This window comes from Stenotrophomonas sp. Steno-Z10-HUANG, assembly GCF_056393075.1.
This window is the reverse complement of sequence record NZ_JBWJPA010000005.1, coordinates 27,993-52,932: the sequence shown is the minus strand read 5'-3', so window position 1 is coordinate 52,932 and position 24,940 is coordinate 27,993. Positions and strand designations below refer to the sequence as shown.

The following is a 24,940-nucleotide window of genomic DNA, read 5'->3' as shown; positions in this document are numbered from 1 at the left end:
CGATGCCCGGGATCGGACTGGCCGCCGGCGAGACGCTGCTGCGCGAGGGCGCGGCCAATCTCCAGCGCGGCATGGAGGCGGTCGGCGGCCGCCTGTTCCTGACCGACCGGCGGCTGCTGTTCCGCTCGCATGGATTCAACGTACAGGACGGGGATACGGAAATCCCGTTGGCCCGGATCCGGGGCGCGCGGCCCTGCTGGACCCGTCTTCTCGGCGTGCTGCCGCTGGCCCCCAACTCGCTGGCGGTGGCGACCGATGAGCGCGACTACCGTTTCGTCCTGTTCGGCCGCCGGCAATGGTTGGCGGCCATCCAAGCGCAGATGCCGCCCGTCGGACGCTGACGCTCCGCACCGGCCGCGGCGTCCGCAACGATCGCTGCCGTAAAGGGTGCGGGGCCCGCTTTCGGTGTTGATGGGCGCGTGAGCCCGGCATGGCCAACGGCCGCATCCTATCTTCCACGCCGCGGGCCGCGCGGCAGCCGCCCGTCACCAGGCGAGGGGACGGGGCGGCTACCTGTCGCGCGGCGGTGGCGGATTTGCCTCCAGCCACTGCTGGCGCTGCTCCGGCGTCATCCGGTGCCACTGCTCGCGCAGTTCCTGGCGCTGGGCCTTGTCCATGGTGCGCATCTTCGCGAACAGGGCGCGGGCCTCGAGCTGCTGCTGCGGCGACATGTTCTGGAAGCGGTGCATGCCGCGGCGCGCCTGCGAGCGCTGCTCGGGGCTCATCTGCTGCCAGCCGCGGGCATGCTCGTACATGCGCTGGCGGTGCTCGGGCGAGGCGTTCCAGCGGTCGCGCATCGGCGCGATCAGGGTTTCGCGCTGGGCCGGGGTGAGCTGGTCCCACTCGGGCAGCGACGGCTGCGACGGCTGGGAGAATGCCGGCGCGGCGACGGCCAGCAACAGTGGCAGCAGGCAAAGGCGGATGTTCATGATCATCACTCCATCGCCACCGCGTCCGAACCGAGCCACAGGTAGAGCTCCGGGCTTTCGTCGAACAGCAGGGCATCATCGGACAGGTCGGTGGCGGGGTCGGCCGCCACGCTGGGCGGCAGTACCGGCGCGGTGCGGTTGAACTGCACCGCCACGGTTACCGCCAGTACCGCCGAGCAGGCGGTGGCCAGCCACCAGCCGCGGCGACGCCACGGCGAGGCACCGGTGTCGGCGCCGGTGTCGGCGCCGGAGGTGGCGTGCCGGCGCGCCTGGCGCAGGCGTGCCAGCGTAGCGGCGGAGACCGCGCCTTCGGCATGCTGTTGCAGCTGCCGCAGCGAGCGGTCGAAGTCGTCGTTGCGGGATGTGGGCAGGCGGTTCACCGCGTGGCCTCCAGTTGTTTCTGCAATGCGTCGCGCGCGCGCGACAGATGGGTTTTCACCGAACCTTCCGAGCAGCCCATGATCCGGGCGGTGGTCGCCACGTCCAGCTCCTGCAGCACGCGCAGGCCGAACGCCTCGCGCTGGCGTGCCGGCAATTGCCGCAATGCCTGCACCAGCCGCGCGTAATCCTCGCGCTGCTCATGTTCCTGCGCCGGCCCCGGGCGGTCGTCGGCCCAGTCGATCGGGCCGTCCTCGTCCTGCGCCGGTGCCCAGAACTTCAGCCGGAAGCCGCGCCGGCGCTGCAGGTCGATGATGCGCCGGCGCAGGATGCTCCAGAACAGCGGCGTCCATTCCTCGGCCGGGTGGTCGCGGTAGCCGAGCATCCGTTCCATCGCGTCCTGCACCGCGTCCAGCGCATCGTCGCGCTGGCGCAGGCCGGCCTCGGCGAAGCGGAACGCACGCGGCCCGACGCCGGCAAGGAAGGCGTCCAGCGAGGCGGGGGCGGCAACGGGCGTCAGCGGCGGCGGGGTCACCAGCACAGGGTAGCGTTCCGGATGGTCCTAGCATCGATAACGCGCGGCGGGCGGATCGGTTGACGGCAACGGTCGCGCCGGCGTTCATCGCATGGTTATGATGCGGGACGGGCAGTTCCGGCCTCGGAGAGGGCAGCAATGAACGACGGGTTCGTGGCGTTGTACATCTTCATGCTGGCGGCCATCGCCGGCCACGTGATCATCTCGCGGGTGCCGGTGATCCTGCACACCCCGCTGATGTCCGGTTCCAACTTCATCCACGGCATCGTGCTGATCGGGGCGATGGTGGTGCTGGGCCATGCCGATACCACGCTGGAGAAGGCCATCGGCTTCATCGCCGTCGCCCTGGGCGCGGGCAACGCCGCCGGCGGCTACGTCGTCACCGAGCGCATGCTGGAGATGTTCAAGAGCTCCAGGGCGCCGCAAGGGCCGGGCAAGTGAGCGCACGGGTAGCCCCGGCGCCGGCGCGGCGGATCGAGGCGCGGCAGCTGTTCCAGTGGCTCAGCTACCTGCAGTATCCGGCGCTGCTGGTCGCGCTCGGCCATGCCGCGCTGCCCCTGTTCAGGGGCCTGGATGGCCTGCTTGATGCCTTCAACAACGCCCTGCTGTATGCCGGCGTCGGCATCGGCCTGTCTTCGCTGCAGGACCCGACCCGGACCCAGAACCGGCTCTCGCGCCGGGTCTGGGAGGACCCGCGCAAGGGCGGCTGGATGCTCTGGCTGCTGACCGCCGAGGCGCTGCTGCCGATCGTGCTGGGGCTGGTGGGCGCGGCGCTGGCGGACACTGCGGCGTTGTCGCAGCTGTCGCTGGGGCTGGTGGCGTTCGGGCTGGGCATGATCGGGCTGCTGAAGACCGCGATCGAGATGCGCGAGCATCACCGCCGCGATCGTCACGCCGGCATTGTGGAAACCCGGGTTCAGGAGGAAGCGGCATGAGCATGGCGTTGCTGGTCAAGGCGAGTTACCTGGTGGCCGCCACCTTGTTCCTGCTGGGGCTGCAGCGCATGGCCTCGCCCAGGACCGCGCGCAGCGGCATCCACTGGGCGGGCGTTGGCATGCTGCTGGCCACCGTCGCCACGTTCTTCCTGCCGGGGCTGCACAACATCGCGCTGATCCTGGTGGCGCTGGTGCTGGGCACCGCGCTGGCCTGGGTGTCGGCCAGGAAGGTCGCCATCACCGACATGCCGCAGATGGTGGCGCTGTACAACGGCATGGGCGGCGGCTCGGCCGCGGCCATCGGCGCGGTGGAACTGCTGCGTTTCGCCGACGTCGCCGGCCGCGACACCAGCCACTGGAGCGCGGAAGCCATCGCCGCGCTCGCGGCACGGCAGCCGTCGGCCACGGTGCTGGCCCTGGCGGTGGTCGGCGCGGCCATCGGCGCGGTGTCGCTGTCCGGTTCGGTCATCGCCTGGGCCAAGCTCGACGGCCGCCTGGACAAGCGCGTCACCTTCCCCGGGCAGCAGGCGTTCAACCTGCTGGTGGCCGTGGCGATGGTGGCGCTGGGGGTGTGGGCGGCGCTGAGCCTGCAGCCGCTGGCGATCATCGCCTTCTTCGTGGCGGCGCTGGCGCTGGGCGTGCTGATGACCCTGCCCATCGGCGGCGCCGACATGCCGGTGGTGATCTCGCTGTACAACGCCTTCACCGGGCTGGCGGTGTCCTTCGAAGGCTACGTGCTGGGCAACGAGGCGCTGATCATCGCCGGCATGATGGTCGGCGCGGCCGGCATCCTGCTGACGCGGCTGATGGCCAAGGCGATGAACCGGTCGATCAGCGGCGTGCTGTTCTCCAACTTCGGCGGTGGCGGGCAGGGCGCGGCGGAAATCAGCGGCAGCCAGAAGCCGATCGAGGCCGCCGACGTGGCGGCGATGATGGCCTTCGCCGAGCGGGTGGTGATCGTGCCCGGCTACGGCATGGCGGTGGCCCAGGCCCAGCACAAGATATGGGAGCTGGCGCAGCGGCTGATCGAACGCGGGGTCAAGGTGAAGTTCGCCATCCACCCGGTCGCCGGGCGCATGCCCGGGCACATGAACGTGCTGCTGGCCGAGGCCGGCGTGCCCTACGACCTGATCGCGGACATGGACGACATCAATCCCGAGTTCGCCAGCACCGATGTATCGCTGGTGATCGGCGCCAACGACGTGGTCAACCCGGTGGCGAAGACCGACCCGTCCAGCCCGATCTACGGCATGCCGATCCTGGACGTGGTCAGCAGCCGCAACACCATCGTCATCAAGCGCGGCAAGGGCACCGGCTTCGCCGGCATCGAGAACGCGCTGTTCTATGCCGACAACACGCGCATGCTGTACGGCGATGGCGCCGAGGTGGCGGGCGCGCTGGTCACTGAGCTCAAGGCGCTGGACGGCGGGCATTGAGGTAATGCCCGCCGCTGGCCGCCGATCCGGCGTGGTGGGGTCCCGTAGAGGCGGGGCTTCCCCCGCATGAAGCCTTGCCGGTGAAGCCCCGTGCCGGGCAAGCCCGGCACCTACGGCGCGATCCGGCAAACCCCGCGTTTCTGTAGATGCGGGGCTTGCCCCGCATGAATCCTGCCCGGCACCTGCGCGGCACCGGGCAGTTCAATTCAGCGCGCCAGCCACCATGCCACCGCCAGCCCGGCCAGCAGCCACAGGATCTCGGTGGTGCCGTTGGCCAGTCCGATCAGGGTCCAGGCCAGGTGCGGGCCCAGGCGCAGCGCCGATTCCCAGGGCGCCAAGCCCATCGGGCCGCCGATATAGGCCGCGGCGATGCCCCAGTTGGCGGCCAGCGCGATCAACAGCGTGGCCAGCATCGCCAGCGCGATCCGGGTCCTGCCGGCGGCCAGCATGCCCAGACGCAGCATCCAGGCGGCTTCTGCGGCCGCGGCGACCGCCATCCAGCCGGCCTGCGAGCCGGTGGCCAGTGCGACCATCAGCCAGGCGATGGCCAGGGTGGCGCTGCCCAGCAGCAACAGCAGGGGCCAGAGCCAATGCTGGGGGCGGCCGGGCGGGCGTGGGGCAGGTGGCATGGGCATTCCCGAAAAGGTCACGCAGCATAGCCCTTCAGCGGCCGGCGCGCCCAGTCGGCTAAAATGGCCGTCTTGCGGGTAGCGTCCGCGTCCCCATATCGATCCACATGTACTCCCGCAGCAGCGAACCCGTCCATTTCGAACGCGATTGCCCGGCCGTCATGGTGCCCCAGGGCGACAGCGTGACCCTGCCGGCCGGCAGCTACGGCTACATCACCCAGGCGCTGGGGGGCAGCTACACCGTGTTCGTCGAAGGCAACCTGTTCCGCATCGCCGGCAAGGACGGTGATGCCATCGGCAAGGAGCCGCCGCCGGGGCTGGAACTGCCCGAGGGCGCCGGCGACGAGGACGTGGAAAAGCTGGTATGGGAGCAGCTGCGGACCTGTTTCGACCCGGAAATCCCGTTCAACATCGTCGATCTCGGGCTCATCTACGAGGTCGACATCAAACACCTGGACGCTGGCCGGCGCGAAGTGGACGTGCGCATGACCCTGACCGCGCCCGGCTGCGGCATGGGCGAGATCCTGGTCGACGACGTGCGCAGCAAGCTGGAGATGATCCCGACCGTGGCCGCCGCCGACGTCGAGCTGGTGTTCGACCCGCCGTGGGGCAAGCACATGATGTCCGAGGCGGCACGGCTCGAAACGGGCATGCTGTAAGGTGTCCTACGCGCTGGCCCGGGTGCGGGCCGGCTTCAAAACCCGCAATCTGGAAGGAAACATCCGGTGTCCCAGTCTCTGAGCTTCCACGTCACCCGTTCGGACCACCCGCGCAGCGCCGCCGAGCGCGCCAAGATCCTGGAGAAGCCGGGTTTCGGCCTGCACTTCACCGACCACATGGTGGCCGTGCGCTGGGACAAGGACACCGGCTGGCATGACGCGGCGGTGATGCCGTACGGTCCGATCGCGCTGGATCCGGCCGCGGCGGTGCTGCACTACGGGCAGGAGATCTTCGAGGGCATCAAGGCCTACCGCCATGCCGACGGGTCGGTGTGGACGTTCCGTCCCGAGGCCAACGGCCGCCGCCTGCAGCGGTCGGCCGCGCGCCTGGCGCTGCCCGAGCTGCCGGTGGAAATTTTCGTCGAGTCGCTGAAGCAGATGATCGCGGTGGACAAGGACTGGGTGTCCGGCGCCGACGAGGCCAGCCTGTACTTCCGCCCGTTCATGATCGGCGACGAGGCGTTCCTCGGCGTGCGCGGCGCGCACAAGGCCAGCTACTACGTGATCGCCAGCCCGGCCGGCCCGTACTTCGCCAAGGGCGTGGCGCCGGTGGCGATCTGGCTGTCCAGCGACTATGCGCGTGCGGCCAAGGGCGGCACCGGCGCGGCCAAGTGCGGCGGCAACTACGCCGCGTCGCTGCTGCCGCAGCAGCAGGCGCAGGCGCAGGGCTGCTCGCAGGTGCTGTTCCTCGACCCGGTCGAGGGCAAGTTCCTGGAAGAGCTGGGTGGCATGAACGTGTTCCTGGTCTACGGCAAGGAAAACAGGCTTGTCACCCCGGCGCTGTCGGGCTCGATCCTGGAAGGCATCACCCGCGAATCCATCCTGCAGCTGGCGCGCGACCGCGGCATGACCGTGGAAGAGCGCAAGGTGTCCATCGACGAGTGGAAGCAGGGCGTGGCGTCGGGTGACATCACCGAGGTGTTCGCCTGCGGCACCGCCGCGGTCATCACCCCGATCGGCCAGCTCAAGGGCGAGGGCTTCATCGTCGGCAACCTGGACGCGCCGGCCGGCGAGGTGACCATGTCGCTGCGCAAGGAGCTGACCGACATCCAGTACGGCCGCCTGCCCGACCGCCACGGCTGGCTGGTGCGCCTGGACGGCTGAGTCCCCGGGCCAGGCCGCAGACGGAAAGCCCCGCGCAAGCGGGGCTTTTCATATTAAGTGGCCACCGTTCCTGCCGCGCCGGCTGCCTGGCGTGGCGGTGCCGTTGCCCGCGCGCGTCCGGCAGGTGTCGCGGGGGTGGGCGCCGTCGTGTGTGCGGTTGCGGGTTCAGGCGGGCCGCCGCGGGTGCCGCGCCCGCGGCAGCCGCGCGGTCATTCTTCGCACAGGTCGGCGTAGCGTGCCTGCAGCACGCGCTGCGCGTCGTCCGGGGTGATGTCCAGCAGCAGTCCGCGCTGGCCGGCGTTGATCCAGATGCGGGCGTGCTGCAGCGCGGCGCCGGCGAACAGCACGACGGCCGGGCGCTGCTGCGCGAACGGGCTGATGCCGCCGACCTTGTAGCCGCTGCGGCGCTCGGCCTCGGCCACTTCCATCATCTGCGCGTGCTTGCCGCCACAGGCGGCGGCAAGCTTCTTCAGCGACAACCGCCGGTCGCACGGGATCACCGCGACCACCGGCTGCCTGTCCACCCACGCCATCAGCGTCTTGAACACCAGTTCCGGCGCGATGCCCAGCGCCTGCGCGGCGGCCATGCCCTTGCTGTCCACCTCGGCGGCGTAATCGTAGGCATGCAGTCCGTGGGCGACCCCGGCCTTGTCCAGCGCGGCGGTGGCGCGGGTACCGCGGGCCACTCAGAGCGACTCGAAACGGTTGGCCTCGACGTTCTTGCGCACCTTGTCCGGGTTCCACACGCGGCCGTTCATGGCGATGTAGACGCCTTCGGGCAGCGACTGCACCGCGCCGATCGCACAGCCGATGTTGAACTCGGCGTCCGAGCCGCGGAAGCGCGCCGGGCTGAGCGCGCCGGTCATCACGATGGTCTTGCCGGGGATGGTCTTGAGCACCTTGCCGGTGGCCACCATCGAATCGGTGCCGTGGGTGACCAGCACGTGGCGGGTGGGCTGGGCGGCGATGGTGGCGCGGATCAGTTCGCGGTCGGCGTCGGTGATGTGCAGCGAATCCTTGCGCAGGATCGGGATGACGTTGAAGCGGAAGGTCACGCCCAGTTCGCGCAGGATCATGCCGATCTGCGGATCGCCGATCTGGTAGTCGGACTTGTCGTCGAAATAGATCTTGTCGATCGTGCCACCGGTGGTGACGATCAGGAGGTCTTCCATCATGGCGGTGAATCCAAACGGTGATGGTGCGAATGATAAGCCGCGCCGCGGACGGGGTTCGCCCGCATGGGGTTTTTGCCGGCAGTCCCCGTGCGGGGCGGGCCCCGCCTTTACGGGCGCTTCCTGGCGAAGCGCGCGCGCAGGCCCGGCAGGCTGGCCAGTGTGATCACCAGCAGCGACAGCGCGATTTCCAGCCACGCCAGCGGCGCGGTCTCCGGGTGGCTCCAGGCGCTCATCACGCCATGGCTGAACCAGCCCAGCGCGAACACGCCGGACCAGAACGGCGCCAGCCGCCAGCCAAGGCGCAGGGCGATGGCCAGCAGCAGCGGCGGCCCGGTGAACACCAGTTGCGTCGCCAGCCAGTGCTTGTCGTCCAGGAACCACCAGGTGTAGAGCGCGGCCAGCGCGATCAGCGCCAGCAGCAGGGTCGGGTGCCGTCGTGTCACCGTGCTCATCGCGCCAGCCTCCGCGCGATGTCGGCCACGCGCCGGCCGAGCACGCGCGCCAGGTGGGCTTCGTCGTCGCTCGGCTGCGGGTCGTCCTGGGCGCCGGCCACATGGCTGGCGCCGTAAGGCGTGCCGCCGCTGGTGGTGTGGCTCAGCGCCGGTTCGGTGAACGGAATGCCGACGATCAGGCAGCCGTGGTGCAGCAGCGGCAGCTGCATCGACAGCAGGGTCGATTCCTGCCCGCCGTGCATCGACGCGGTGGAGGTGAACACCGCCGCCGGCTTGCCGGACAGGGTGCCGTTGACCCACTCCGCGCCGAGGCCGTCGAGGAAGTGCTTGACCGGCGCGGCCATGTTGCCGAAGCGGGTCGGGCTGCCGAGCACGATGCCCGCGCATTCGGCCAGGTCGGCGATCTCGACATACGGGGCGCCGTCTTCCGGCACCGGCGGCGCGCTGGTCTGGGTGACGGCGGCGACCGGCGGCACCGTGCGCAGGCGCGCGCCCATGCCCGGCACCTCGCCGATGCCGCGGGCGATCTGCCGCGCCAGCCGCGCCACCGAGCCGCCGCGGCTGTAGTACAGCACCAGGATTTCCGCCATCGCACCATCCACTCATCACACGGGAGGCGGCAGTATCGGCGATGCGGGCCGCGCTTTGCATCGGGTACCCTTGCCGAATGGAACCCCTGGATTCGCTCAATCTATGGATGGAACGGGTCCGTGACAGCGGGCGCCGGGCCAGTTTCGCCCGTTTCCTGTGGCACCGTTTCCTCGACGACCGCCTGTTCGAGGCGGCCGGCGCGCTGGCCTACACCACCGTGTTCGCGTTGGTGCCGCTGGCGATCGTGGTGTTCGGGGTGCTGTCGGCGTTCCCCATGTTCGACCGCTGGAGCGAGGCGCTCAGCGATTACGTGTTCTCCAATTTCGTGCCCTCGGCCGCGCGCGCGGCGGAAGGCTACCTGCGGCAGTTCTCGGCCAGTGTCGGCCAGCTCACCGCGGCCGGCTTCATCGCGCTAGTGGCGTCGCTGCTGATCACCCTCAACAGCATCGAGCAGATCTTCAACCGCATCTGGCGGGTGGCCTCGGCGCGGCCGCGGTTGACCCGCTTCCTGGTGTACTGGACCGTGCTGACACTGGGCGCGATGCTCGCGGCGGCCTCGCTGGCGGTGTCGGCCAAGGTGTTCGCGCTGCCGCTGTTCGGCACCGTCGAGGGCCGCTGGCTGGCCGACCTGGCGCTGCGCCTGGCGCCGGTGCTGATCGAGTTCGCCTGCGTGATGCTGGTCTACCGGGTGGTCCCGCACCACACCGTGAAGTGGCGCCATGCCATCCCCGGCGCCCTGCTGGCGGTGGTGATGCTGGAACTGGTGAAGTGGGGCATGGGCCTGTACCTGGGCAGCTTCCAGTCCTACCAGAAGCTGTACGGCACGGTGGCGTTCGTGCCGATCCTGCTGCTGTGGATCTACCTGGGCTGGGTGTCGGTGCTGCTGGGCGCCTCGCTGGCGTCGTCGATCGCGGCGTTCCGCTACCAGCCGGTCGCCCTGCGCCTGCCGCAGGGCTGCGAGCTGTACGGCCTGCTGCGCCTGCTCGGGCGCTTCCGCGAGGCGCGCATACAGGGGCGTGGGCTGGACGAAGAGGAACTGCTGGCGCTGGAGCCGATGCTCACCGATTCGCTGCTGCAGGAACTGCTGTGCCAGATGGAGGCGATCAACCTGCTGCGGCGCGACGAACGCGGGCAGTGGCTGCTGGCGCGCGACCTGGACGGCATCACCCTGCGCGAGCTGTACGAGAGCTCGCAGCTGCGCATTCCGATCGCCGAGGAATACCTGCCGTTCCGCGAGGACGCGCTGGGCCAGGCGGCCTGCCGCGCGCTGGACGAACTGCGCGTGCCGCTGCGCGAGCTGCTCAAGCGCCGCGTCGGCGACATCTATGCCATTACCGGAGACGAACGATGACCCGATTGCTTCCCTTCGCGCTGCTGGCGCTGGCATTGGCCGGCTGCAGCGCGCCCGACGCCGGCGCGCCCGCCGGGGCCGGGGCCCAGAGCCAGCCCGCGGCCGCACCTGCGTCGAAGCCGGCCGAAGCGCCTGCCGCCAGCGCCAACCCAGGCGTGGTGGCCCAGACCGCGGCACTGCCGCGGCTGCAGGCCAGGACCGTGGCCGGCGAGGACTACGACCTGGCCGGCCATCGCGGGAAATGGGTGGTGGTCAATTTCTGGGCGACCTGGTGCGCGCCGTGCCTGCAGGAAATGCCGGAACTGTCGGCGCTGCACGCCATGCGCGGCAACGTCGAGGTGGTCGGCCTGGCCTACGAGGACATCGAACCGGGCGACATGCGCGCCTTCCTGGAAAAGCACCCGGTGGCCTACCCGATCGTCATCCTCGACCCGTACGACCCGCCGCAGGACTTCGCCACGCCGCGCGGTCTGCCGATGACCTACCTGATCGCGCCCGATGGCAAGGTCGCCCACCAGTTCCTGGGCCCGGTCGATGCCGGCAAGATCGAGCAGGCCATCGTCGAGGCCGGCGGCAAGGTGGGCTGAAACCCCGCCGCCTGCCGCGCGGCGCATGCCCGGCGTGACCCCCATGCGGGGCAAGCCCCGCATCTACGGAAAGCGGCTGCGGACCATGTAGGTGCCGGGCTCGCCCGGCACAGGCTTTCCCGCCACGCCCCAATACGGAGCAAGCCCCGCATCCACCCAAGGCGGCTACGGGCCATGTAGGTGCCGGGCTCGCCCGGCACACGCTTTCCCGCCACGCCCCAATACGGGGCAAGCCCCGCATCTACGTCGCGGGGTAGGGCGGCAGCGGCTTCACCATGCCGTACTTTTCCTTCTTCGGCTCGTCCGGCAGCGGCGGCAGGTCTATCAGCGCCTCGTCCAGGCGTGTTTCCGGCAGGCGGTCGAGCAGGTCGCGGATCAGGGTCAGGCGGCCGCGCTTCTGGTCGTTGAAATCCACCAGCGTCCACGGCGCATGGTGGGTGTGGGTCGCCTCGAGCATGGCTTCGCGGGCATGGGTGTAGGCGTCGTACTCCACCCGCGAGCGGAGGTCCACCGGCGACAGCTTCCAGCCCTTGAGCGGGTTCTCGCGACGCTCGGCGAAGCGCTTTTCCTGCTGCGCCTGGTCCACGCACAGCCAGTACTTGAACAGCAGGATGCCGTCATCCACCAGCAGCCGCTCGAACACCGGTGCCTGGGTGAGGAACGCCTGGTACTGGGCGTCGGTGCAATAGCCCATGACCTTTTCCACGCCGGCGCGGTTGTACCAGCTGCGGTCCATCAGCACGATCTCGCCAGCCGCCGGCAGATGCGCCACATGGCGCTGGAAGTACCACTGCGTGCGCTCGCGGTCGGTCGGCTTGGGCAGGGCGACGACGCGGCACTGGCGCGGGTTCAGGTGGCGCGCGATGTCCTGGATGGCGCCGCCCTTGCCGGCGGTGTCGCGGCCCTCGAACAGCACCAGCAGGCGCTGGCCCGAGTGCTGCACCCAGCGCGCCATCGCGGTCAGTTCCAGTTGCATGGGCTCCAGCAACTGCTCGTACTGCTTGCGCTTGAGCTTGTCCACGGCGGTCTCCCTGTCCCGAAGCGCGAGCCTAGCGCAGCCGGGGCACGTTGAACCAGTCGTGCGGTCCTCGCGGCAGCGACGGGTTGCCGGGCCCGCGGCGGAGCGCCCGGTGCCTTCCCGGCCGGCGACCGGCTTTTCCCCGCGCATCGGTTTTCATGTAGTTTTGCCGCAGCGCCGGGCGTGGTGCCCGGCAATGGATTAGGAGCGGTGCGATGGGGCTTGTCCAGGCAGCAAAGGGTGCGATCGGCGGCGTGCTGGCCGACCAGTGGAAGGACTTTTTCACGGTGCCGGACGGCCTGCCGGCGACGGCGGCGCTGTTCGCCGCGGTGCCGCGCGGGACCAATGCCGGCCGTGGTTCCAACACCGGCGCCTCGTCCAACATCATCAGCAACGGCTCGAAGATCGTCGTGCCCGAGGGCTACGGCCTGCTGCTGTTCCAGGACGGCGCCATCACCGGCTTCGTCGCCGAGCCGGGCGGTTACGAGTGGCGTTCGGACGACCCGAACTCGCAGTCGATCTTCGCCGGCGACGGCCTGGTCAGCACCTTCATCAAGCAGAGCTGGGAGCGCTTCAAGTTCGGCGGCCAGCCGGGTGCGCAGCAGGCGGCGTTCTTCGTCTCGCTCAAGGAACTGCCGGACAACCGCTTCGGCACCCAGTCCGAGATCTACTGGGATGACGGCTTCCTCAACACCCAGGTCGGCGCGGTCACGCGCGGCTCGTACACGCTGAAGATCGTCGACCCGATCCTGTTCGTGAAGAACTTCGTGCCGGCCAGTTACCTGCGCCCCGGCCAGGTGTTCGATTTCACCGACCTGGACAACGCCGCCGCCAGCCAGCTGTTCAACGAAGTGGTCGGCTCGCTCGCGCCGGCGTTCAGCCTGTACACGAACGATCCGGCCAAGGGCAACCGCATCACCAAACTGCAGCAGGACTCGATCGGCTTCGCGCAGAGCCTGTCAGCGGCGGTCGAGCAGGCTTACCACTGGCAGTCCGACCGCGGCCTGGCCATCGTCAAGACCGCCATCGTCTCGATCGAGTACGACGCCAACACCCGCGAGCTGCTCAAGACCGTGCAGCGCGCCGACGCGCTGTCCGGCGCGCGCGGCAATTCCAACCTGCAGGCCAGTGTCGCCCAGGGCATCCAGGCGGCCGGCGAGAACGGCGGTGCGGCGGGCCTGGTCGGCGTCGGCATGGCCTCGGGCATGTTCGGCGTCGGCGGCATGCAGCAGCCGGTTGCGCCGGCGGCCGACGATCCGGTGGCCAGGCTGAAGAAGGCCAAGGAAATGCTGGACCTGGGGCTGATCACCCAGGCCGACTACGACGCGCTGAAAGCCAAGGCGCTGGGCCTGTAACCGGCAGGACCCACGACGCCCATGTCCGATCCCCGTAACGGCCCACCGCCGCTGCCCGGGTCCGCCGCCGCGCCGCCGCCCTTGCCGGCGGCGACGCTGGACGGGCCCGGCTCGCCGCGTGACGTGCCGCCGCCGCCCGGCGGTTTCCCGCTGGAGACCGCCGATCTGCCCCAGGCCATCCGCGACGAGGTCGAGGCGCCCGATCCGCTGGCCATCGATACCTCCGCCACCGAGCTGAAGGACGGCCTCAACCGCTGCCCCAAATGCGGTGCCACCGACATCCGCCCGCGGGCCGGCAGCGACGTGCTGGTGTGCCTGTACTGCCGCCACGAGTGGCATGGCGCGCGGGTGGAAGAGGCGTTCGGGCTGGGCGAGGCCATCGACCAGCTGCGCGGTACCGTCATCGCCTCCGGTGCGCGCGACATCGACGCCGATGCCGCGGTATTGATGACCTTCAAATGCAGCGGCTGCGGCGCCGAGGTCACCGTCAACACCCAGAGCAGCATGACCGCGCGCTGCCACTGGTGCCGGCACGTGTTCGGCGTCAACGAACAGATCGCCAACGGCGCGGTACCCGACGCGGTGCTGCCGTTCCACATAAAGAAGGACGACGCGGTCGCGCGCATCCGCCAGTTCGTGGACAAGCGCCGCCTGTTCGCGCTCAAGGCGTTCAAGGACCAGTTCACCCCGGAGAACGTGGTCGGCGTCTACCTGCCGTACATGATCGTTGACGGCAATGTCAGCGCGGCGGTGGCCGGCAGGGGCGAGATCAAGACCCGCGAGTACACCCGCGGCACCGAGAAGAACCGGCAGACCTATTACGACGCCGACGTCTACCAGGTGGAGCGGCAGGTGGACTTCACCGTCGACGACCTGCCGCTGGAATCGTCGGCCGGGCGCGGCAACCTGGACACGCGCATCAATACCAACAACATCATCAACGCCATCCTGCCGTTCGACACCAAGAACGCGCTGAAGTGGAATGCCTCCTACCTGGCCGGCTACACCTCGGAAAAGCGCGACCTGGACGTGGAGAAGCTGCGCCCGCGGCTGGAGGACCAGCTGCTGTCGATCGCGCGTGCGCAGGTACACCGCTCGGTAGCGCGCTACGACCGCGGCGTGCGCTGGGAGCAGGAGCAGCTGGAGGTCCACGGCACCCGCTGGGTATCGATGTACCTGCCGGTGTGGCTGTACTCCTACCACCAGCCCGGCAGCAACGGCGGCATGCTGCACTACATCGCGGTCAACGGCCGCACCGGCGAGACCATGGGCAGCGTGCCCGTGCAGCAGTGGAAACTGCTGCTGGCCGCGCTCACCGCCGGCACGATCATCGAAGCCCTCGCAATCGCATTCCTGGTGGCTGCCTCATGAGCGACGACAGTGGACTCTGGTTGCTGGCCGCAGGCCCGGCCGGCGCGACCGCGTTGTACTGGGCCCTGTACCGGTACTACCGCAATACCGACAAATCGCATGGCTTCGAGCACGAGACCGAGATCGTGGCCAAGCCGGTGAGCGGCTCGGAGCGCAAGGTCGGCGAGGTGAAGGGCACCCAGCAGCGCCGCATCGACGGCGACAACGTCGGTGATTACCGGCGCCGGGTGAAACGCCTGCGCTGAACCTCCGCGCGTGGGTGAGGGGCCCGCACGGCGCATTGCCTGCGCTGGATCCCCCGTAGGTGCAGGGCTTGCCCTGCACGGGCTCTCGCGGCCATGCCCCGTGCGGGGCAAGCCCCGCACCTACGGGCGTTGTCGCAGATCCTTCAACAGCGCGGCGAAATCACGCGCGAAGCCGGCCATGTCGAACAGGCCGGCCTCGCCGCGGGCCGCGGCCAGGCGTTGGCGCAGGCCGGCCAGCGCGGCCGGGTCGTTGCCCAGCCGGACCGCAGTGGCGACGAAGGCCGCATCGTCGGCGGCGTTCATCTCGTCCAGCCCGAGGTGGTGGTTGAGGCTGCCGGCCACGCGCGCGGCGAAGGTGTGGCCGGGCGTGGTCAACACCGGGCAACCGGCCCACAGCGCGTCGGAGGCGGTGGTGTGGGCGTTGTAGGGATGGGTGTCGAGGAACAGGTCGGCATGCCGGTAGCGTGCCAGGTAGTGCGGGTGCGGCAGCTTGGGCATGAACACCAGGCGCGACGGATCGATGCCCTGCCGCTGCGCGACCACGCGCAGGCGCTGGTCGGCCAGTCCCGGCCCCGACAGCAGCCACAGCACGCTGCCGGGCACCCCGCGCAGCACCTCCAGCAGGCGCGCGACGCTGCGCGGGTTGAGCTTGTAACTGTTGTTGAAGCAGCAGAACACGACGCCGCCGCCGTTGCCGTCGCGTCCGGGCAGGCCGCAGTCGCCGCGCGGCGGTGGCGCCTCGACCACGCGGGTGTTGTCCGAGGGCTGGAACGCGCGCGGCAGCCGCAGCACCTTTTCGCTGAACGCCGGTTCCAGTGCCGGCGGCAACACGAACGCGTCGGCCAGCACGTAATCGATCCACGGCGCGCCCGAGGTGCCGGGGTAGGCCAGCCAGTTGACCTGCAGCGGCGCCGGCCGCATCGCCAGCACTTCCGGGGTGCCGCCGCCACCCCAGCCGCGCAGGTCGAACAGCACGTCGATGCCGGCCTCGCGGATACGCGCGGCGATGGCCGCGTGCGGCATGCCATCGACCGCGTGCAGCGTGTGGGCCGCCGCCAGCAGGCGCTGGCGGATGCGGCTGCCGTCGTCGCCGTTGAGCGCGAACAGGTGCACCTGCAGCCCGGCGTCGGCGCGCAGCTGCTCGAACAGCGCCACGGTCAGCAGCCCGGTGGGGTGCGCGCCGAAGCCATTGGAAAGGAAGCCCACCCGCAGCGGGCCGTCGGTGCGCAACTGCGCCGGTGGCAGCCGCGGGGTGGACGCGGCGATCACCTGTGCGCGCTGGCGGGCACAGGCCAGCTGCTCGGCGGCGCTGGCGTCCTCGCTGAGGAAGGCGAACGGCTCCACCGCCGGGTTGCCCTGCGCCACCGCGCCGCGCACCTGCTGCGACAGCGCCTCCAGTCCGCGCCAGTCGCACAGCCGCCGTTGCCAGTTCAGGCGCTGCGCGGCCACATAGGGCTCGTCCGGGAGCAGTGCATGGGCGCGGCGATAGGCATCGGCGGCGGCCTCGGGCTGGCCGGCGTCCTCCAGCGCATGGCCCAGCCACAGCGCGATGCCGGGGTGCCCGGGAACCTGTCGCGAGGCGTGGCGCAGCAGGTTGGCCGCCTCCTCGTGGCGGCCCTGCATCCAGCGCGCGCGTCCCAGCCGGGCCAATGCTTCGGGGTGGTCATGGCGCAACTGCAGCGCGCGCTGCGCGGCGCGTTCGCCGGCGGCCACGTCGCCGGCGCCCAGCTCGGCGTCGGCCAGCATCACCCAGGCGATGAAGTCGGCCGGCTGGCGCTGTACCGCGCTGCGCAGGTGCTGGCGTTCGTCGTGCGGGACATTCATGCGGTGGCGGAACCCTCTGCTGCGATGTGCCGATTGTGCGGGCGTGGTCGTGCATCTGCCGCGGGACCGCCGACAGTGACGACGCGCGGGCCTCAGGTGCCTTCGGACAGGCGCGCCAGTTCGTCCACCTGGTGCTCGTGCAGCAGGCGGCCGACCAGCGCGTCCAGGTCGCCTTCGATCACGTTGGGCAGGTCGTACAGGGTCAGGCCCTCGACCCGGTGGTCGGTGATCCGGCCCTGCGGGAAGTTGTAGGTGCGGATGCGCTGGCTGCGGTCGCCGCTGCCGACCTGCAGGCGCCGCGATTCGGCCTGCGCGGCCGCCTGCCGGCTGCGCTCGGCGTCCAGCAGCTGCGCCTTGAGCCGCTTCATCGCCTTGTCGCGGTTGGCGTGCTGGCTGCGCTCGGTCTGGCATTCGACCACCACCCCGGTCGGCACATGGGTGATGCGGATCGCCGATTCGGTCTTGTTGACGTGCTGGCCGCCGGCGCCGGACGAGCGGAAGGTGTCCACTTTCAGGTCGGCCGGATTGATGGCGATGTCCTCGACGTCGTCGGCCTCGGGAATGATCGCCACGGTGGCCGCGGAGGTGTGGATGCGCCCCTGCGACTCGGTGGCCGGCACGCGCTGCACGCGGTGGGTGCCGGATTCGAACTTCAGCTTCGAGTACGCGCCGCGGCCGACCACGCGGGCCACGATCTCCTTGTAGCCGCCATGTTCGCCGGGGTTGTCCGATTCGATCTCGACCTTCCAGCCCTGGCGTTCGGCATAGCGGGCGTACATGCGGAACAGGTCGCCGGCGAAGATCGCCGCCTCGTCGCCGCCGGTGCCGGCGCGCACTTCCAGGAACAGGTTGCCTTCGTCGCGCGGGTCGCGCGGCACCAGCAGCAGCGCCAGTTCCTCGTCCAGCGCCTGCAGGCGCGCCTGCGCCGCGGCGATCTCCTCTTCGGCCAGCTCGCGCAGTTCGGGGTCGGCGCGCATCGCCTCGGCCGAGGCCAGGTCGGCGCGGGCGCGGCTTTCGGCGGCCAGCGCACTGGCCACCGGCTCGAGCTGGGCGAATTCGCGCGAGAGATCGCGGAAGCGCGTGTTGTCGGCGACCACGTCCGGGTCGGCAAGCAGGCGTTCCAGTTCTTCACGGCGCTCGGCCAGGGCCAGCAGCTTACGGCGCAGGGTCGGCGTCATCGGTCCTCGCAATGGGGTGTCGATACCCGGGCACGGCCGGGAACAGGCGCTCGGCGGCACGGGTCAGGTCGGCGTCGCCTTCCAGCGCGGCCTGCCGCAGCGCGGCGGTAGGGGGGTGCAGCAGGCGGTTGGTCAGCCCGTGCGCGAGCTGCTCGAGCACCTCGTCGGCGGACTTGCCGTGGGCCAGCTGCTGCCGCGCCTTGTCCAGCAGTTCGGCGCGGGTGGCCTCGCCGAACGCGCGCAGCTGCTTGAGCGGCGCCTGCAGGTGGGTGGCGCGCAGGTTCTCCATGTAGCGGGAGACCTGCAGGTCGATGATCGCCTCCGCCTCGGCCGCGGCCTCGCGGCGGCTGCGGCGGTTCTCCTCCACGGCGCGCTCCATGTCGTCGACCGTGTACAGGTAGGCGTCGGCCAGCTCGCCCACGCCGGGTTCGATGTCGCGCGGCACCGCCAGGTCGAACAACAGCATCGGCTTGTGCCTGCGCGCGCGCAGCGCGGCGGCGACCTGCCGCTGCAGGATCACCGGTTCGCGCGCGGCGGTGGCCGAAAACACCACATCGGCCTCGGCCAGGTGGCGTTCCAGTTCGGTCAGCGGCAGCGCCACGCCGCCATGGCGGCTGGCCAGCTCCTGCGCGTGGGCGAGGGTACGGTTGGCGATCAGCAGCCGCTTCACCCGCGCTTCGCCCAGGTGCTTGGCGGCCAGCTCGATGGTCTCGCCGGCACCGACCAGCAGCACCACCGAGTCCTCCAGCCGGGCGAACGAATCCTGCGCCAGCCGCACCGCGGTCGACGCCACTGAAATGGGGTTGGCGCCGACCCGGGTGTCGGTGCGGGCGCGCTTGGCCACCGAGAACGTCTGCTGGAACAGCCGGTCCAGGTGCTGGCCGATGGCGCCGTTGTCGCGTGCCAGCGCCCAGGCGTCCTTCACCTGGCCCAGGATCTGCGGCTCGCCCAGCACCATCGAATCCAGCCCGGTGGCGACGCGGAACAGGTGGCGCACGGCGGCGTCGTCGCGGTGCTCGTACAGATACCCCTGCAGGTCGCCGGCATGGCTTTCCAGCCAGTGCGACAGGTGCCGGCCGTCATCGGCCACGGCATACAGTTCGGTGCGGTTGCAGGTGGACAGCAGCACCGCCTCGGCCAGTTGCGGCGATTGCCGCAGCGACGCCATCGCGCGCGCCAGCGCATCGCCGCCGAAGGCCGCGCGTTCGCGCAGCTCCACCGGCGCGGTCTGATGGTTCAGTCCGAGCACCCACAGGGTCATTCTGTTCAGTTGCTTGCGATAAGCTGCTGGCTGTTGATGGCCGCCATTTTACGGCCCGATTGCCGCAGATGCCCATTTCCAGACCAACCCGGCTCACCCGTATAGGCAGCGTTGCGCTGCTGCTCCTGTCGTCGGCGCCCCTGCTGGCGGCCCCGCCACCGGCGGACCGCGCCCAGGCCGCGTCGCTGACCCCGGTGCTGGCGGGGGAGTTCTCCCTGCAGGCGGGCAAGCTTGCCGACGCCGCGCGCTGGTACCTGCAGGCCGCGCGTGAGCACGCCGGCGACGTCGGCCTGGCCGAACGCGCCACCCGCATCGCCATGCTCGCCGACGACGAGGCTGGCGCCGCCGAAGCGCTGGCGCTGTGGGCGCAGCGCGCCCCCGGCGCGTTGGCGGTACGCGGTACCCGGGCGTCGCTGGCGCTGCGCCAGGGCGACACCCGGCTGGCGCGCAAGGAACTGCTGGCGGTGCTGCGTTCGCGCGAACCGCGGGCATGGCGGTATGCGGTATTGGCGCTGGCCACGGGCGGTCGCGACCCGGCGGCGCCGGCGACGGTGCTGGACCAGCTGGTCGACGCCAACGCCATTCCCGACGATCTCGAGGCCTGGCAGGAGTTCGGCCGCCTGGCGCTGCGGATGGACCGCCCGGAGCTGGCGCGGCGCATGGTCGGCGAGGTGGTCAGGCGCTTCCCCGACGAACCGCGGGTGGCCCTGCTGCATGCGTCCCAGCTCAACCAGGCCGGCAGGAAGGACGAGGCGCTGGCGCTGTTGAAGGGCGTCGAGCCCAAGGCCGCCGGCGACGACGAGCTGCGCAACGCGCTGGCCTTCGCCTACGACGCCTTCGGCGAGCCTGGCGCGGCCGAACGGGTGCTCTCCGCCGGCACCCAGGACGTGCAGACCTGGGGCATGCGCGCCTCGCTGCTGGCCAAGCAGAAGGACGATGCCGGGCTGCTGGCGCTGTACCAGGACATCGCCGCCAGGGCCGCCAAGCCGGATCCGGACCAGCGCCTGCTGCTGGGCCGGATCGCCGAGTACCTCAAGCGCTATCGCGAAGCCGTGGACTGGTACCACGGCGTGCCTGGCGGCCCGCAGCGCAGCGAGGCGCGGCTGCGTGCGGTCAATGCGCTGCACGAGCTGGGCGAGAAGGCGCAGGCGGCCGACGAGGTCCATGCCATCCAGGCCGATGCCTCGGTGGACGACGACGTGCGCCGCGATGCCTACCTGCTCGAAGCCGAGCTGCAGCAGCGCGACGAACGCAACGACGCCGAGGTCGGCATCCTCACCCGCGGCCTTGCCGCCTACCCGGACGACAGCGCGCTGCTGTATGCCCGGGCACTGGCCTGGGAGCGGCGCGACGACATCCCGCGCGCCGAGGCCGACCTGCGCAAGATCCTGGTCGCCGAGCCGGAGAACGTGGCCGCGCTCAATGCGCTGGGCTACACCCTGGCCGACCGCACCGGGCGCTACCAGGAGGCGCTGGAGCTGATCGACCGCGCGCGCGTGGCCGAGCCGGACAACGCGGCCATCGTCGACAGCTATGGCTGGGTCCTGTACCGGCTGGGGCGCAGGGAGGAGGCGCTGGTGCAGCTGCGCCGGGCATGGAGCCTGAACAAGGACCCGGAGATCGCCGCGCACGTCGGCGAGGTGCTGTGGGTGCTCGGGCAGAAGGACGAGGCGCGGCGCTTCTTCGACGAGGCGCGCAGGCTGGATCCGGACAACCGCGCGCTGCAGCGCGCGGTCGAGGCGCTTGGCGTATGACGGCAATGATGTGGCGCTGGATGGCGGTGCCGTTGCTGGCCGGCGCGCTGGCCGGCTGCGGGTCGCTGGCGACGCGGCAGCCGGCGCCGTCCACGCCGGTGCATTCGACCATCGAGCCGGCCGTGGAAACGGCGCGGCTGGCCGTGCTCGATACCGTCCCGGCGTGGTCGTTCCAGGGCCGGGTCGCGATCAGCAAGGGCCGCAACGGCGGCAACGGCCGCATCGACTGGCAGCAGCGCGGCGACGCCTACCAGGTGAGCCTGGCCGCGCCGGTGACGCGCCAGAGCTGGCAGCTGAGCGGCGGTGCCGGGCAGGTGGTGCGGCTGGACGGGCTGGAGGGCGGTCCGCGCAGTGGTGCCGATGCCGGCGAGCTGCTGCGGCAGGCCACCGGCTGGGACATCCCGGTGGCGCAGCTGGCGGCCTGGGTGCGCGGCATGCGCGCCGCCGACGCCGCGACACCCACCTACCTGGGCTACGACGCCGCGGGATTGCCGCGGGTCCTGGAGCAGGGCGGCTGGCGGATCGATTATCTCGACTGGTACCCGCAGGACGCCGGGCGGCCGGCGCTGCCCCGCCGCATCGAGGCGGTCAATGGCGACGCCAAGGTGCGGCTGATCGTGGATGAATGGAGCATGGGCGGGCAATGAACACGGTTGTCGACGCGGCCGGCTGGTCGTACTGGCCGGCGCCGGCCAAGCTGAACCTGTTCCTGCGGATCACCGGCCGCCGGCCGGACGGCTATCACGAACTGCAGACCGTGTTCCGCCTGCTGGACTGGGGCGATCGCATCGGCCTGCGCCTGCGCGGCGACGGCCAGGTCCGCCGCGAGGGAGACTCCGCTCCCGGCGTGGCCGAGGCCGACGACCTGGTGGTGCGTGCCGCGATTGCGCTGAAAGAGGTCGCCAACTGCGCCCAAGGTGTCGATATCCGCGTCGAAAAGCGCATTCCGGCCGGTGGTGGCTTCGGCGGTGGCTCGTCCGACGCGGCGACCGTGCTGGTCGTACTCAACGCGTTGTGGGGCACCGGCCTGGACGAGGAGGCGCTGGCGGCGCTGGGGCTGCGCCTGGGTGCGGACGTGCCGGTGTTCGTGCGTGGGCGCAACGCCTGGGCCGAAGGCGTCGGCGAGCGGCTGCGGCCGCTGGACCTGCCCCCGGCCTGGTACCTGCTGGTCGACCCGGGCGTGCATGTGCCCACCGCCGACCTGTTCCGTTCACCGGATTTGACGCGGGATGCCGCGCCCGCGAAAATAGCGGACTTCGCTTCCGGGACCGACCTCGGGAATGCGTTCGAGCCGGTGCTGCGATGCCGGGAGCCCGCCGTCGATGCGGTGTTCCAGGCGCTTTCGCGCGTCGGCCGGGCACGGCTCACGGGGTCGGGAAGCGGTTGTTTCGTCGAGTTCGCCACGCGCGCTGCCGCCGAGCACGCCCGGGCGGAGTTGCCGGAGCGGCTGCGGGCATGGGTGGTTGCGGGCGCAGCGCGCTCGCCACTGCTCGATGCACTGGAAGCGATAGCAGTGAAGGATTGATGCAGGGGCGTCGCCAAGAGGCCCAAGGCACCAGGTTTTGATCCTGGCATTCGTAGGTTCGAATCCTACCGCCCCTGCCACTGCCCGGGTTTTCCCGTGGCAGCCCGCACGTTGCCGTGCGGGGAAGCAAAGCGCTGGCCGCGGATGCCGGACGCTGCCGCCACAGGATGTTCCCCCGCTCCCGCTCTTTCGCCGCCGCCCGAGAAAGCCCACATGCAAGACGCCCAGAACCTGCTGGTTTTTTCCGGCAATGCCAACAAACCCCTTGCGCAGAGCATCTGCAAGGAGCTGGGCGTGCAGCCGGGCAAGGCGCTGGTCTCCAAGTTCTCCGACGGCGAAGTGCAGGTCGAGATCCAGGAGAACGTGCGCAAGCAGGACGTGTTCGTGGTGCAGCCGACCTGCGCGCCGAGCGCCGAGAACCTGATGGAGCTGCTGGTGATCATCGACGCGCTCAAGCGCGCGAGCGCCGCCTCCGTCACCGCGGTGGTGCCGTACTTCGGCTACGCCCGCCAGGATCGCCGCATGCGCTCCTCGCGCGTGCCGATCACCGCCAAGGTCGCCGCCAAGATGTTCTCGGCCGTGCATACCGACCAGATTCTCACGGTCGACCTGCACGCCGACCAGATCCAGGGCTTCTTCGACATGCCCGTGGACAACGTGTACGCCTCGCCGCTGCTGCTGGCCGACATCTGGCGCGCCTACGGCACCGACAACCTGATCGTGGTCAGCCCGGACGTCGGCGGCGTGGTGCGCGCCCGCGCGGTGGCCAAGCGCCTGGACGACGCCGACCTGGCGATCATCGACAAGCGCCGGCCGCGCGCCAACGTCGCCACGGTGATGAACATCATCGGCGACGTCGAAGGCAAGACCTGCGTGATGGTCGACGACATCGTCGACACCGCCGGCACGCTGTGCGCCGCCGCCGCCGCGCTGAAGGCGCGCGGCGCGGTCAAGGTCGCCGCGTACTGCACCCACGCCGTGCTCTCGGGCCCGGCGGTGGACAACCTGAACAACTCCCAGCTCGACGAGCTGGTGGTGACCGACACCATCCCGTTGTCCGACGTGGCCCGTGTCTGCACCAAGATCCGCCAGATCAGCGTGGCCGAGATGCTGGCCGAGACGATGCGCCGCATCGCCTTCGGCGAATCGGTCAGCTCGATGTACGTGGATTGAAGCATCCCGGTTCCCGGCGCCGTGCCGGGACCGGCAGCGGCATCCCTGGTCGCGGGGATGCCTTCATCACGCACCGCATGCGGTGCAACAACCAAGAGTAGTCAACAATGGCAAAGTCCCACGAAATCAAAGTCGCCCGTCGCGACGTGCAGGGCAAGGGTGCGAGCCGCCGCCTGCGTCACGCCGGCCTGGTGCCGGGCATCGTCTATGGCGGTGACCGCGAGCCGGCGATGGTCGAGTTCAACCACAACGAAATCTGGCTGGCCCAGCAGAACGAGTGGTTCTACTCCTCGATCATCGACCTGAACCTCGATGGCAGCATCTACAAGGTGCTGCTGCGCGACATGCAGCGCCACCCGTACAAGCAGCTGGTCATGCACCTGGACTTCCAGCGCGTGAACGAGAATGAAGTGCTCAACGCCACCGTGCCGCTGCACTTCATCAACGAGGAGATCTCCCCGGCCGGCAAGACCGCCGACGTGCTGGTCACCCACGAGCTGAAGGAAGTGCACATCGCCTGCCTGCCGAAGGACCTGCCGCAGTCGATCGAAGTCGACCTGGCGAACCTGACCGCCGGCGACATCATCTACCTGTCGCAGCTGAAGCTGCCGGCGGGCGTGGAAATCCCGGCGCTGAAGCTGGGCAAGGACCACGACGACGCCGTGGTCATCGCCAAGGCGCCGAGCGCTGCCGAGGAAGCCGCCGAGTAATCGGCCGGCTGCGTCCGCCCGCAACGGGCGGACGCAGCCAACGGTGGACGCATGACTGGCTTGCGCTTGATCGTCGGTCTGGGCAATCCCGGAACCGAACACGCCCGGACCCGGCACAACGCCGGGTTTCATTTCGTTGAGGCCCTGGCCGAACGGGCGGGCGCGCGCTGGGCGCTCGACGCCAAGCTGTTCGGCGAAGTGGCCAGGGTCGACATCGGCGGCCAGCCGGTATGGCTGCTCAAGCCCGCCACCTTCATGAACCTGTCCGGCAAGTCGGTGACGGCCGCGCAGCGGTTCTGGAAGATCGAACCGGAACAGACCCTGCTCGCGCACGACGAGCTGGACCTGCCGCCGGGCACGGCGCGCCTGAAGTTCGATGGCGGCCACGGTGGCCAGAACGGCCTGCGCGACACCATCCGCCTGCTCGGGCATGGCCGGTTCCACCGCCTGCGCGTCGGCATCGGCCACCCGGGCCACAAGGACCGCGTGGTGCCGTGGGTGCTGGGCCGTCCGTCGAAGGACGACGAAGTGCTGATCGCGCGCGCCATCGACGACGCCATCGACGTGCTGCCGCTGGCGGTCGCCGGCGACTTCAACGAGGCCATGAAGCGCCTGCACACGGGCAAGCCGTGATTGCGGCCTGCGCTTTCGCGGACCCAGGCGTCCGTGGAGAGCGCAGGCCGGAATCCCGAATCCTGGAGTTTG

Annotated in this window: 29 protein-coding genes and 1 tRNA gene; 18 read left to right on the top strand and 12 right to left on the bottom strand. The window is 70.3% G+C overall.

Features of this window, described 5'->3' with window-relative positions:
- The first annotated feature begins 2 nt into the window (after positions 1-2).
- Positions 3-341 carry a PH domain-containing protein gene (locus AC06E6_RS08575; protein ID WP_240213408.1) on the top strand — a complete coding sequence of 113 codons (339 nt, stop codon included), beginning with the start codon at positions 3-5 and terminating at the stop codon, positions 339-341.
- Positions 342-509: 168 nt separating this feature from the next.
- Here AC06E6_RS08575 and AC06E6_RS08570 read toward each other — a convergent pair whose 3' ends face one another.
- Genes AC06E6_RS08570 through AC06E6_RS08560 form a run of 3 tightly spaced genes read right to left on the bottom strand, consistent with a single transcriptional unit; the run spans position 510 to position 1,848 of the window.
- Positions 510-935 (bottom strand): DUF3106 domain-containing protein, encoded by a 426-nt coding sequence (locus AC06E6_RS08570; protein WP_478060975.1) that lies wholly within the window; start codon positions 933-935, stop codon positions 510-512.
- Positions 935-1,300: a hypothetical protein gene (locus AC06E6_RS08565; protein ID WP_275692616.1), complete on the bottom strand. Its 366-nt coding sequence runs from the start codon at positions 1,298-1,300 to the stop codon at positions 935-937. Before AC06E6_RS08565 ends, AC06E6_RS08570 begins: the two co-directional genes overlap by 1 nt.
- 5 nt (positions 1,301-1,305) lie before the next feature.
- Entirely contained in the window at positions 1,306-1,848 is a 543-nt protein-coding gene (locus AC06E6_RS08560; RefSeq protein WP_161613270.1) for an RNA polymerase sigma factor, read from the bottom strand.
- Positions 1,849-1,980: 132 nt separating this feature from the next.
- Here AC06E6_RS08560 and AC06E6_RS08555 point away from each other — a divergent pair, with 132 nt between their 5' ends.
- The 3 genes from AC06E6_RS08555 to AC06E6_RS08545 are packed head-to-tail and all read left to right on the top strand — an operon-like array spanning position 1,981 to position 4,213.
- Positions 1,981-2,283, top strand: coding sequence for an NAD(P) transhydrogenase subunit alpha part 2 (locus AC06E6_RS08555; protein ID WP_240213405.1), 303 nt, complete (start codon positions 1,981-1,983; stop codon positions 2,281-2,283).
- Positions 2,280-2,777 (top strand): hypothetical protein, encoded by a 498-nt coding sequence (locus AC06E6_RS08550; RefSeq protein WP_240213404.1) that lies wholly within the window; start codon positions 2,280-2,282, stop codon positions 2,775-2,777. The genes AC06E6_RS08555 and AC06E6_RS08550 overlap by 4 nt, the downstream gene beginning before the upstream one ends.
- Positions 2,774-4,213: an NAD(P)(+) transhydrogenase (Re/Si-specific) subunit beta gene (locus AC06E6_RS08545; protein WP_240213403.1), complete on the top strand. Its 1,440-nt coding sequence runs from the start codon at positions 2,774-2,776 to the stop codon at positions 4,211-4,213. Before AC06E6_RS08550 ends, AC06E6_RS08545 begins: the two co-directional genes overlap by 4 nt.
- Before the next feature lie 206 nt (positions 4,214-4,419).
- Here the strand turns inward: AC06E6_RS08545 and AC06E6_RS08540 are convergent, their stop codons facing one another.
- Positions 4,420-4,842: a hypothetical protein gene (locus AC06E6_RS08540; RefSeq protein ID WP_478060973.1), complete on the bottom strand. Its 423-nt coding sequence runs from the start codon at positions 4,840-4,842 to the stop codon at positions 4,420-4,422.
- A 107-nt stretch (positions 4,843-4,949) separates the two neighbouring features.
- Here AC06E6_RS08540 and sufT point away from each other — a divergent pair, with 107 nt between their 5' ends.
- Both sufT and AC06E6_RS08530 read left to right on the top strand, forming a co-directional pair.
- Positions 4,950-5,501: a putative Fe-S cluster assembly protein SufT gene (gene sufT / locus AC06E6_RS08535; RefSeq protein ID WP_161613274.1), complete on the top strand. Its 552-nt coding sequence runs from the start codon at positions 4,950-4,952 to the stop codon at positions 5,499-5,501.
- 66 nt (positions 5,502-5,567) lie between these two features.
- Positions 5,568-6,665, top strand: coding sequence for a branched-chain amino acid aminotransferase (locus AC06E6_RS08530; protein ID WP_240213401.1), 1,098 nt, complete (start codon positions 5,568-5,570; stop codon positions 6,663-6,665).
- A gap of 209 nt (positions 6,666-6,874) precedes the next feature.
- On the opposite strand, the gene ybaK is transcribed toward AC06E6_RS08530, so the two are convergent.
- The 4 genes from ybaK to wrbA all read right to left on the bottom strand — a co-directional run bounded on the left by ybaK (position 6,875) and on the right by wrbA (position 8,882).
- A complete protein-coding gene (gene ybaK / locus AC06E6_RS08525; RefSeq protein ID WP_240213400.1) occupies positions 6,875-7,351 on the bottom strand; it encodes a Cys-tRNA(Pro) deacylase in 477 nt (158 codons plus the stop codon).
- The gene (locus AC06E6_RS08520; protein WP_104940122.1) at positions 7,352-7,837 is read right to left on the bottom strand and encodes an asparaginase domain-containing protein; all 486 of its coding nucleotides are present in this window, start codon (positions 7,835-7,837) and stop codon (positions 7,352-7,354) included.
- Positions 7,838-7,947: 110 nt separating this feature from the next.
- A complete protein-coding gene (locus AC06E6_RS08515; RefSeq protein ID WP_240213399.1) occupies positions 7,948-8,292 on the bottom strand; it encodes a DUF2069 domain-containing protein in 345 nt (114 codons plus the stop codon).
- Positions 8,289-8,882 carry an NAD(P)H:quinone oxidoreductase gene (wrbA, locus tag AC06E6_RS08510; RefSeq protein WP_104940123.1) on the bottom strand — a complete coding sequence of 198 codons (594 nt, stop codon included), beginning with the start codon at positions 8,880-8,882 and terminating at the stop codon, positions 8,289-8,291. Before wrbA ends, AC06E6_RS08515 begins: the two co-directional genes overlap by 4 nt.
- A gap of 77 nt (positions 8,883-8,959) precedes the next feature.
- Here wrbA and AC06E6_RS08505 point away from each other — a divergent pair, with 77 nt between their 5' ends.
- Entirely contained in the window at positions 8,960-10,234 is a 1,275-nt protein-coding gene (locus tag AC06E6_RS08505) for a YihY family inner membrane protein (RefSeq protein ID WP_161613278.1), read from the top strand.
- Positions 10,231-10,821 carry a TlpA family protein disulfide reductase gene (locus tag AC06E6_RS08500; protein ID WP_478060969.1) on the top strand — a complete coding sequence of 197 codons (591 nt, stop codon included), beginning with the start codon at positions 10,231-10,233 and terminating at the stop codon, positions 10,819-10,821. Before AC06E6_RS08505 ends, AC06E6_RS08500 begins: the two co-directional genes overlap by 4 nt.
- A gap of 241 nt (positions 10,822-11,062) precedes the next feature.
- On the opposite strand, the gene ppk2 is transcribed toward AC06E6_RS08500, so the two are convergent.
- A complete protein-coding gene (gene ppk2, locus AC06E6_RS08495; protein WP_104938115.1) occupies positions 11,063-11,842 on the bottom strand; it encodes a polyphosphate kinase 2 in 780 nt (259 codons plus the stop codon).
- Positions 11,843-12,054: 212 nt separating this feature from the next.
- Here ppk2 and AC06E6_RS08490 point away from each other — a divergent pair, with 212 nt between their 5' ends.
- Genes AC06E6_RS08490 through AC06E6_RS08480 form a run of 3 tightly spaced genes read left to right on the top strand, consistent with a single transcriptional unit; the run spans position 12,055 to position 14,810 of the window.
- Complete coding sequence (locus AC06E6_RS08490) at positions 12,055-13,194, top strand: SPFH domain-containing protein (protein ID WP_240213398.1); 1,140 nt, start codon at positions 12,055-12,057, stop codon at positions 13,192-13,194.
- Positions 13,195-13,215: 21 nt separating this feature from the next.
- Entirely contained in the window at positions 13,216-14,565 is a 1,350-nt protein-coding gene (locus AC06E6_RS08485) for a TFIIB-type zinc ribbon-containing protein (protein ID WP_240213397.1), read from the top strand.
- Positions 14,562-14,810, top strand: a complete 249-nt coding sequence (locus tag AC06E6_RS08480; protein WP_240213396.1) for a hypothetical protein — start codon at positions 14,562-14,564, stop codon at positions 14,808-14,810. Before AC06E6_RS08485 ends, AC06E6_RS08480 begins: the two co-directional genes overlap by 4 nt.
- Before the next feature lie 120 nt (positions 14,811-14,930).
- On the opposite strand, the gene AC06E6_RS08475 is transcribed toward AC06E6_RS08480, so the two are convergent.
- The 3 genes from AC06E6_RS08475 to hemA all read right to left on the bottom strand — a co-directional run bounded on the left by AC06E6_RS08475 (position 14,931) and on the right by hemA (position 19,073).
- The gene (locus AC06E6_RS08475; protein WP_240213395.1) at positions 14,931-16,634 is read right to left on the bottom strand and encodes an O-linked N-acetylglucosamine transferase, SPINDLY family protein; all 1,704 of its coding nucleotides are present in this window, start codon (positions 16,632-16,634) and stop codon (positions 14,931-14,933) included.
- Positions 16,635-16,726: 92 nt separating this feature from the next.
- The gene (gene prfA, locus AC06E6_RS08470; protein WP_104938120.1) at positions 16,727-17,812 is read right to left on the bottom strand and encodes a peptide chain release factor 1; all 1,086 of its coding nucleotides are present in this window, start codon (positions 17,810-17,812) and stop codon (positions 16,727-16,729) included.
- Positions 17,790-19,073 carry a glutamyl-tRNA reductase gene (hemA, locus tag AC06E6_RS08465; RefSeq protein WP_104938121.1) on the bottom strand — a complete coding sequence of 428 codons (1,284 nt, stop codon included), beginning with the start codon at positions 19,071-19,073 and terminating at the stop codon, positions 17,790-17,792. Before hemA ends, prfA begins: the two co-directional genes overlap by 23 nt.
- 68 nt (positions 19,074-19,141) lie before the next feature.
- Between hemA and AC06E6_RS08460 the strand changes: the two genes are divergently transcribed.
- The 7 genes from AC06E6_RS08460 to pth all read left to right on the top strand — a co-directional run bounded on the left by AC06E6_RS08460 (position 19,142) and on the right by pth (position 24,868).
- On the top strand, positions 19,142-20,827 hold the full coding sequence (locus AC06E6_RS08460) for a tetratricopeptide repeat protein (protein WP_240213394.1): 1,686 nt from the start codon (positions 19,142-19,144) through the stop codon (positions 20,825-20,827).
- Positions 20,824-21,474, top strand: a complete 651-nt coding sequence (lolB, locus tag AC06E6_RS08455; protein ID WP_240213393.1) for a lipoprotein insertase outer membrane protein LolB — start codon at positions 20,824-20,826, stop codon at positions 21,472-21,474. Before AC06E6_RS08460 ends, lolB begins: the two co-directional genes overlap by 4 nt.
- Complete coding sequence (gene ispE / locus AC06E6_RS08450; protein ID WP_240213392.1) at positions 21,471-22,352, top strand: 4-(cytidine 5'-diphospho)-2-C-methyl-D-erythritol kinase; 882 nt, start codon at positions 21,471-21,473, stop codon at positions 22,350-22,352. Before lolB ends, ispE begins: the two co-directional genes overlap by 4 nt.
- Before the next feature lie 3 nt (positions 22,353-22,355).
- A tRNA-Gln gene (locus AC06E6_RS08445) sits at positions 22,356-22,432 on the top strand.
- A 133-nt stretch (positions 22,433-22,565) separates the two neighbouring features.
- Complete coding sequence (locus AC06E6_RS08440) at positions 22,566-23,525, top strand: ribose-phosphate diphosphokinase (RefSeq protein ID WP_056931954.1); 960 nt, start codon at positions 22,566-22,568, stop codon at positions 23,523-23,525.
- A gap of 107 nt (positions 23,526-23,632) precedes the next feature.
- A complete protein-coding gene (locus tag AC06E6_RS08435; protein ID WP_104938125.1) occupies positions 23,633-24,235 on the top strand; it encodes a 50S ribosomal protein L25/general stress protein Ctc in 603 nt (200 codons plus the stop codon).
- 51 nt (positions 24,236-24,286) lie between these two features.
- Positions 24,287-24,868: an aminoacyl-tRNA hydrolase gene (gene pth / locus AC06E6_RS08430; protein WP_104938126.1), complete on the top strand. Its 582-nt coding sequence runs from the start codon at positions 24,287-24,289 to the stop codon at positions 24,866-24,868.
- Positions 24,869-24,940 lie beyond the last annotated feature (72 nt).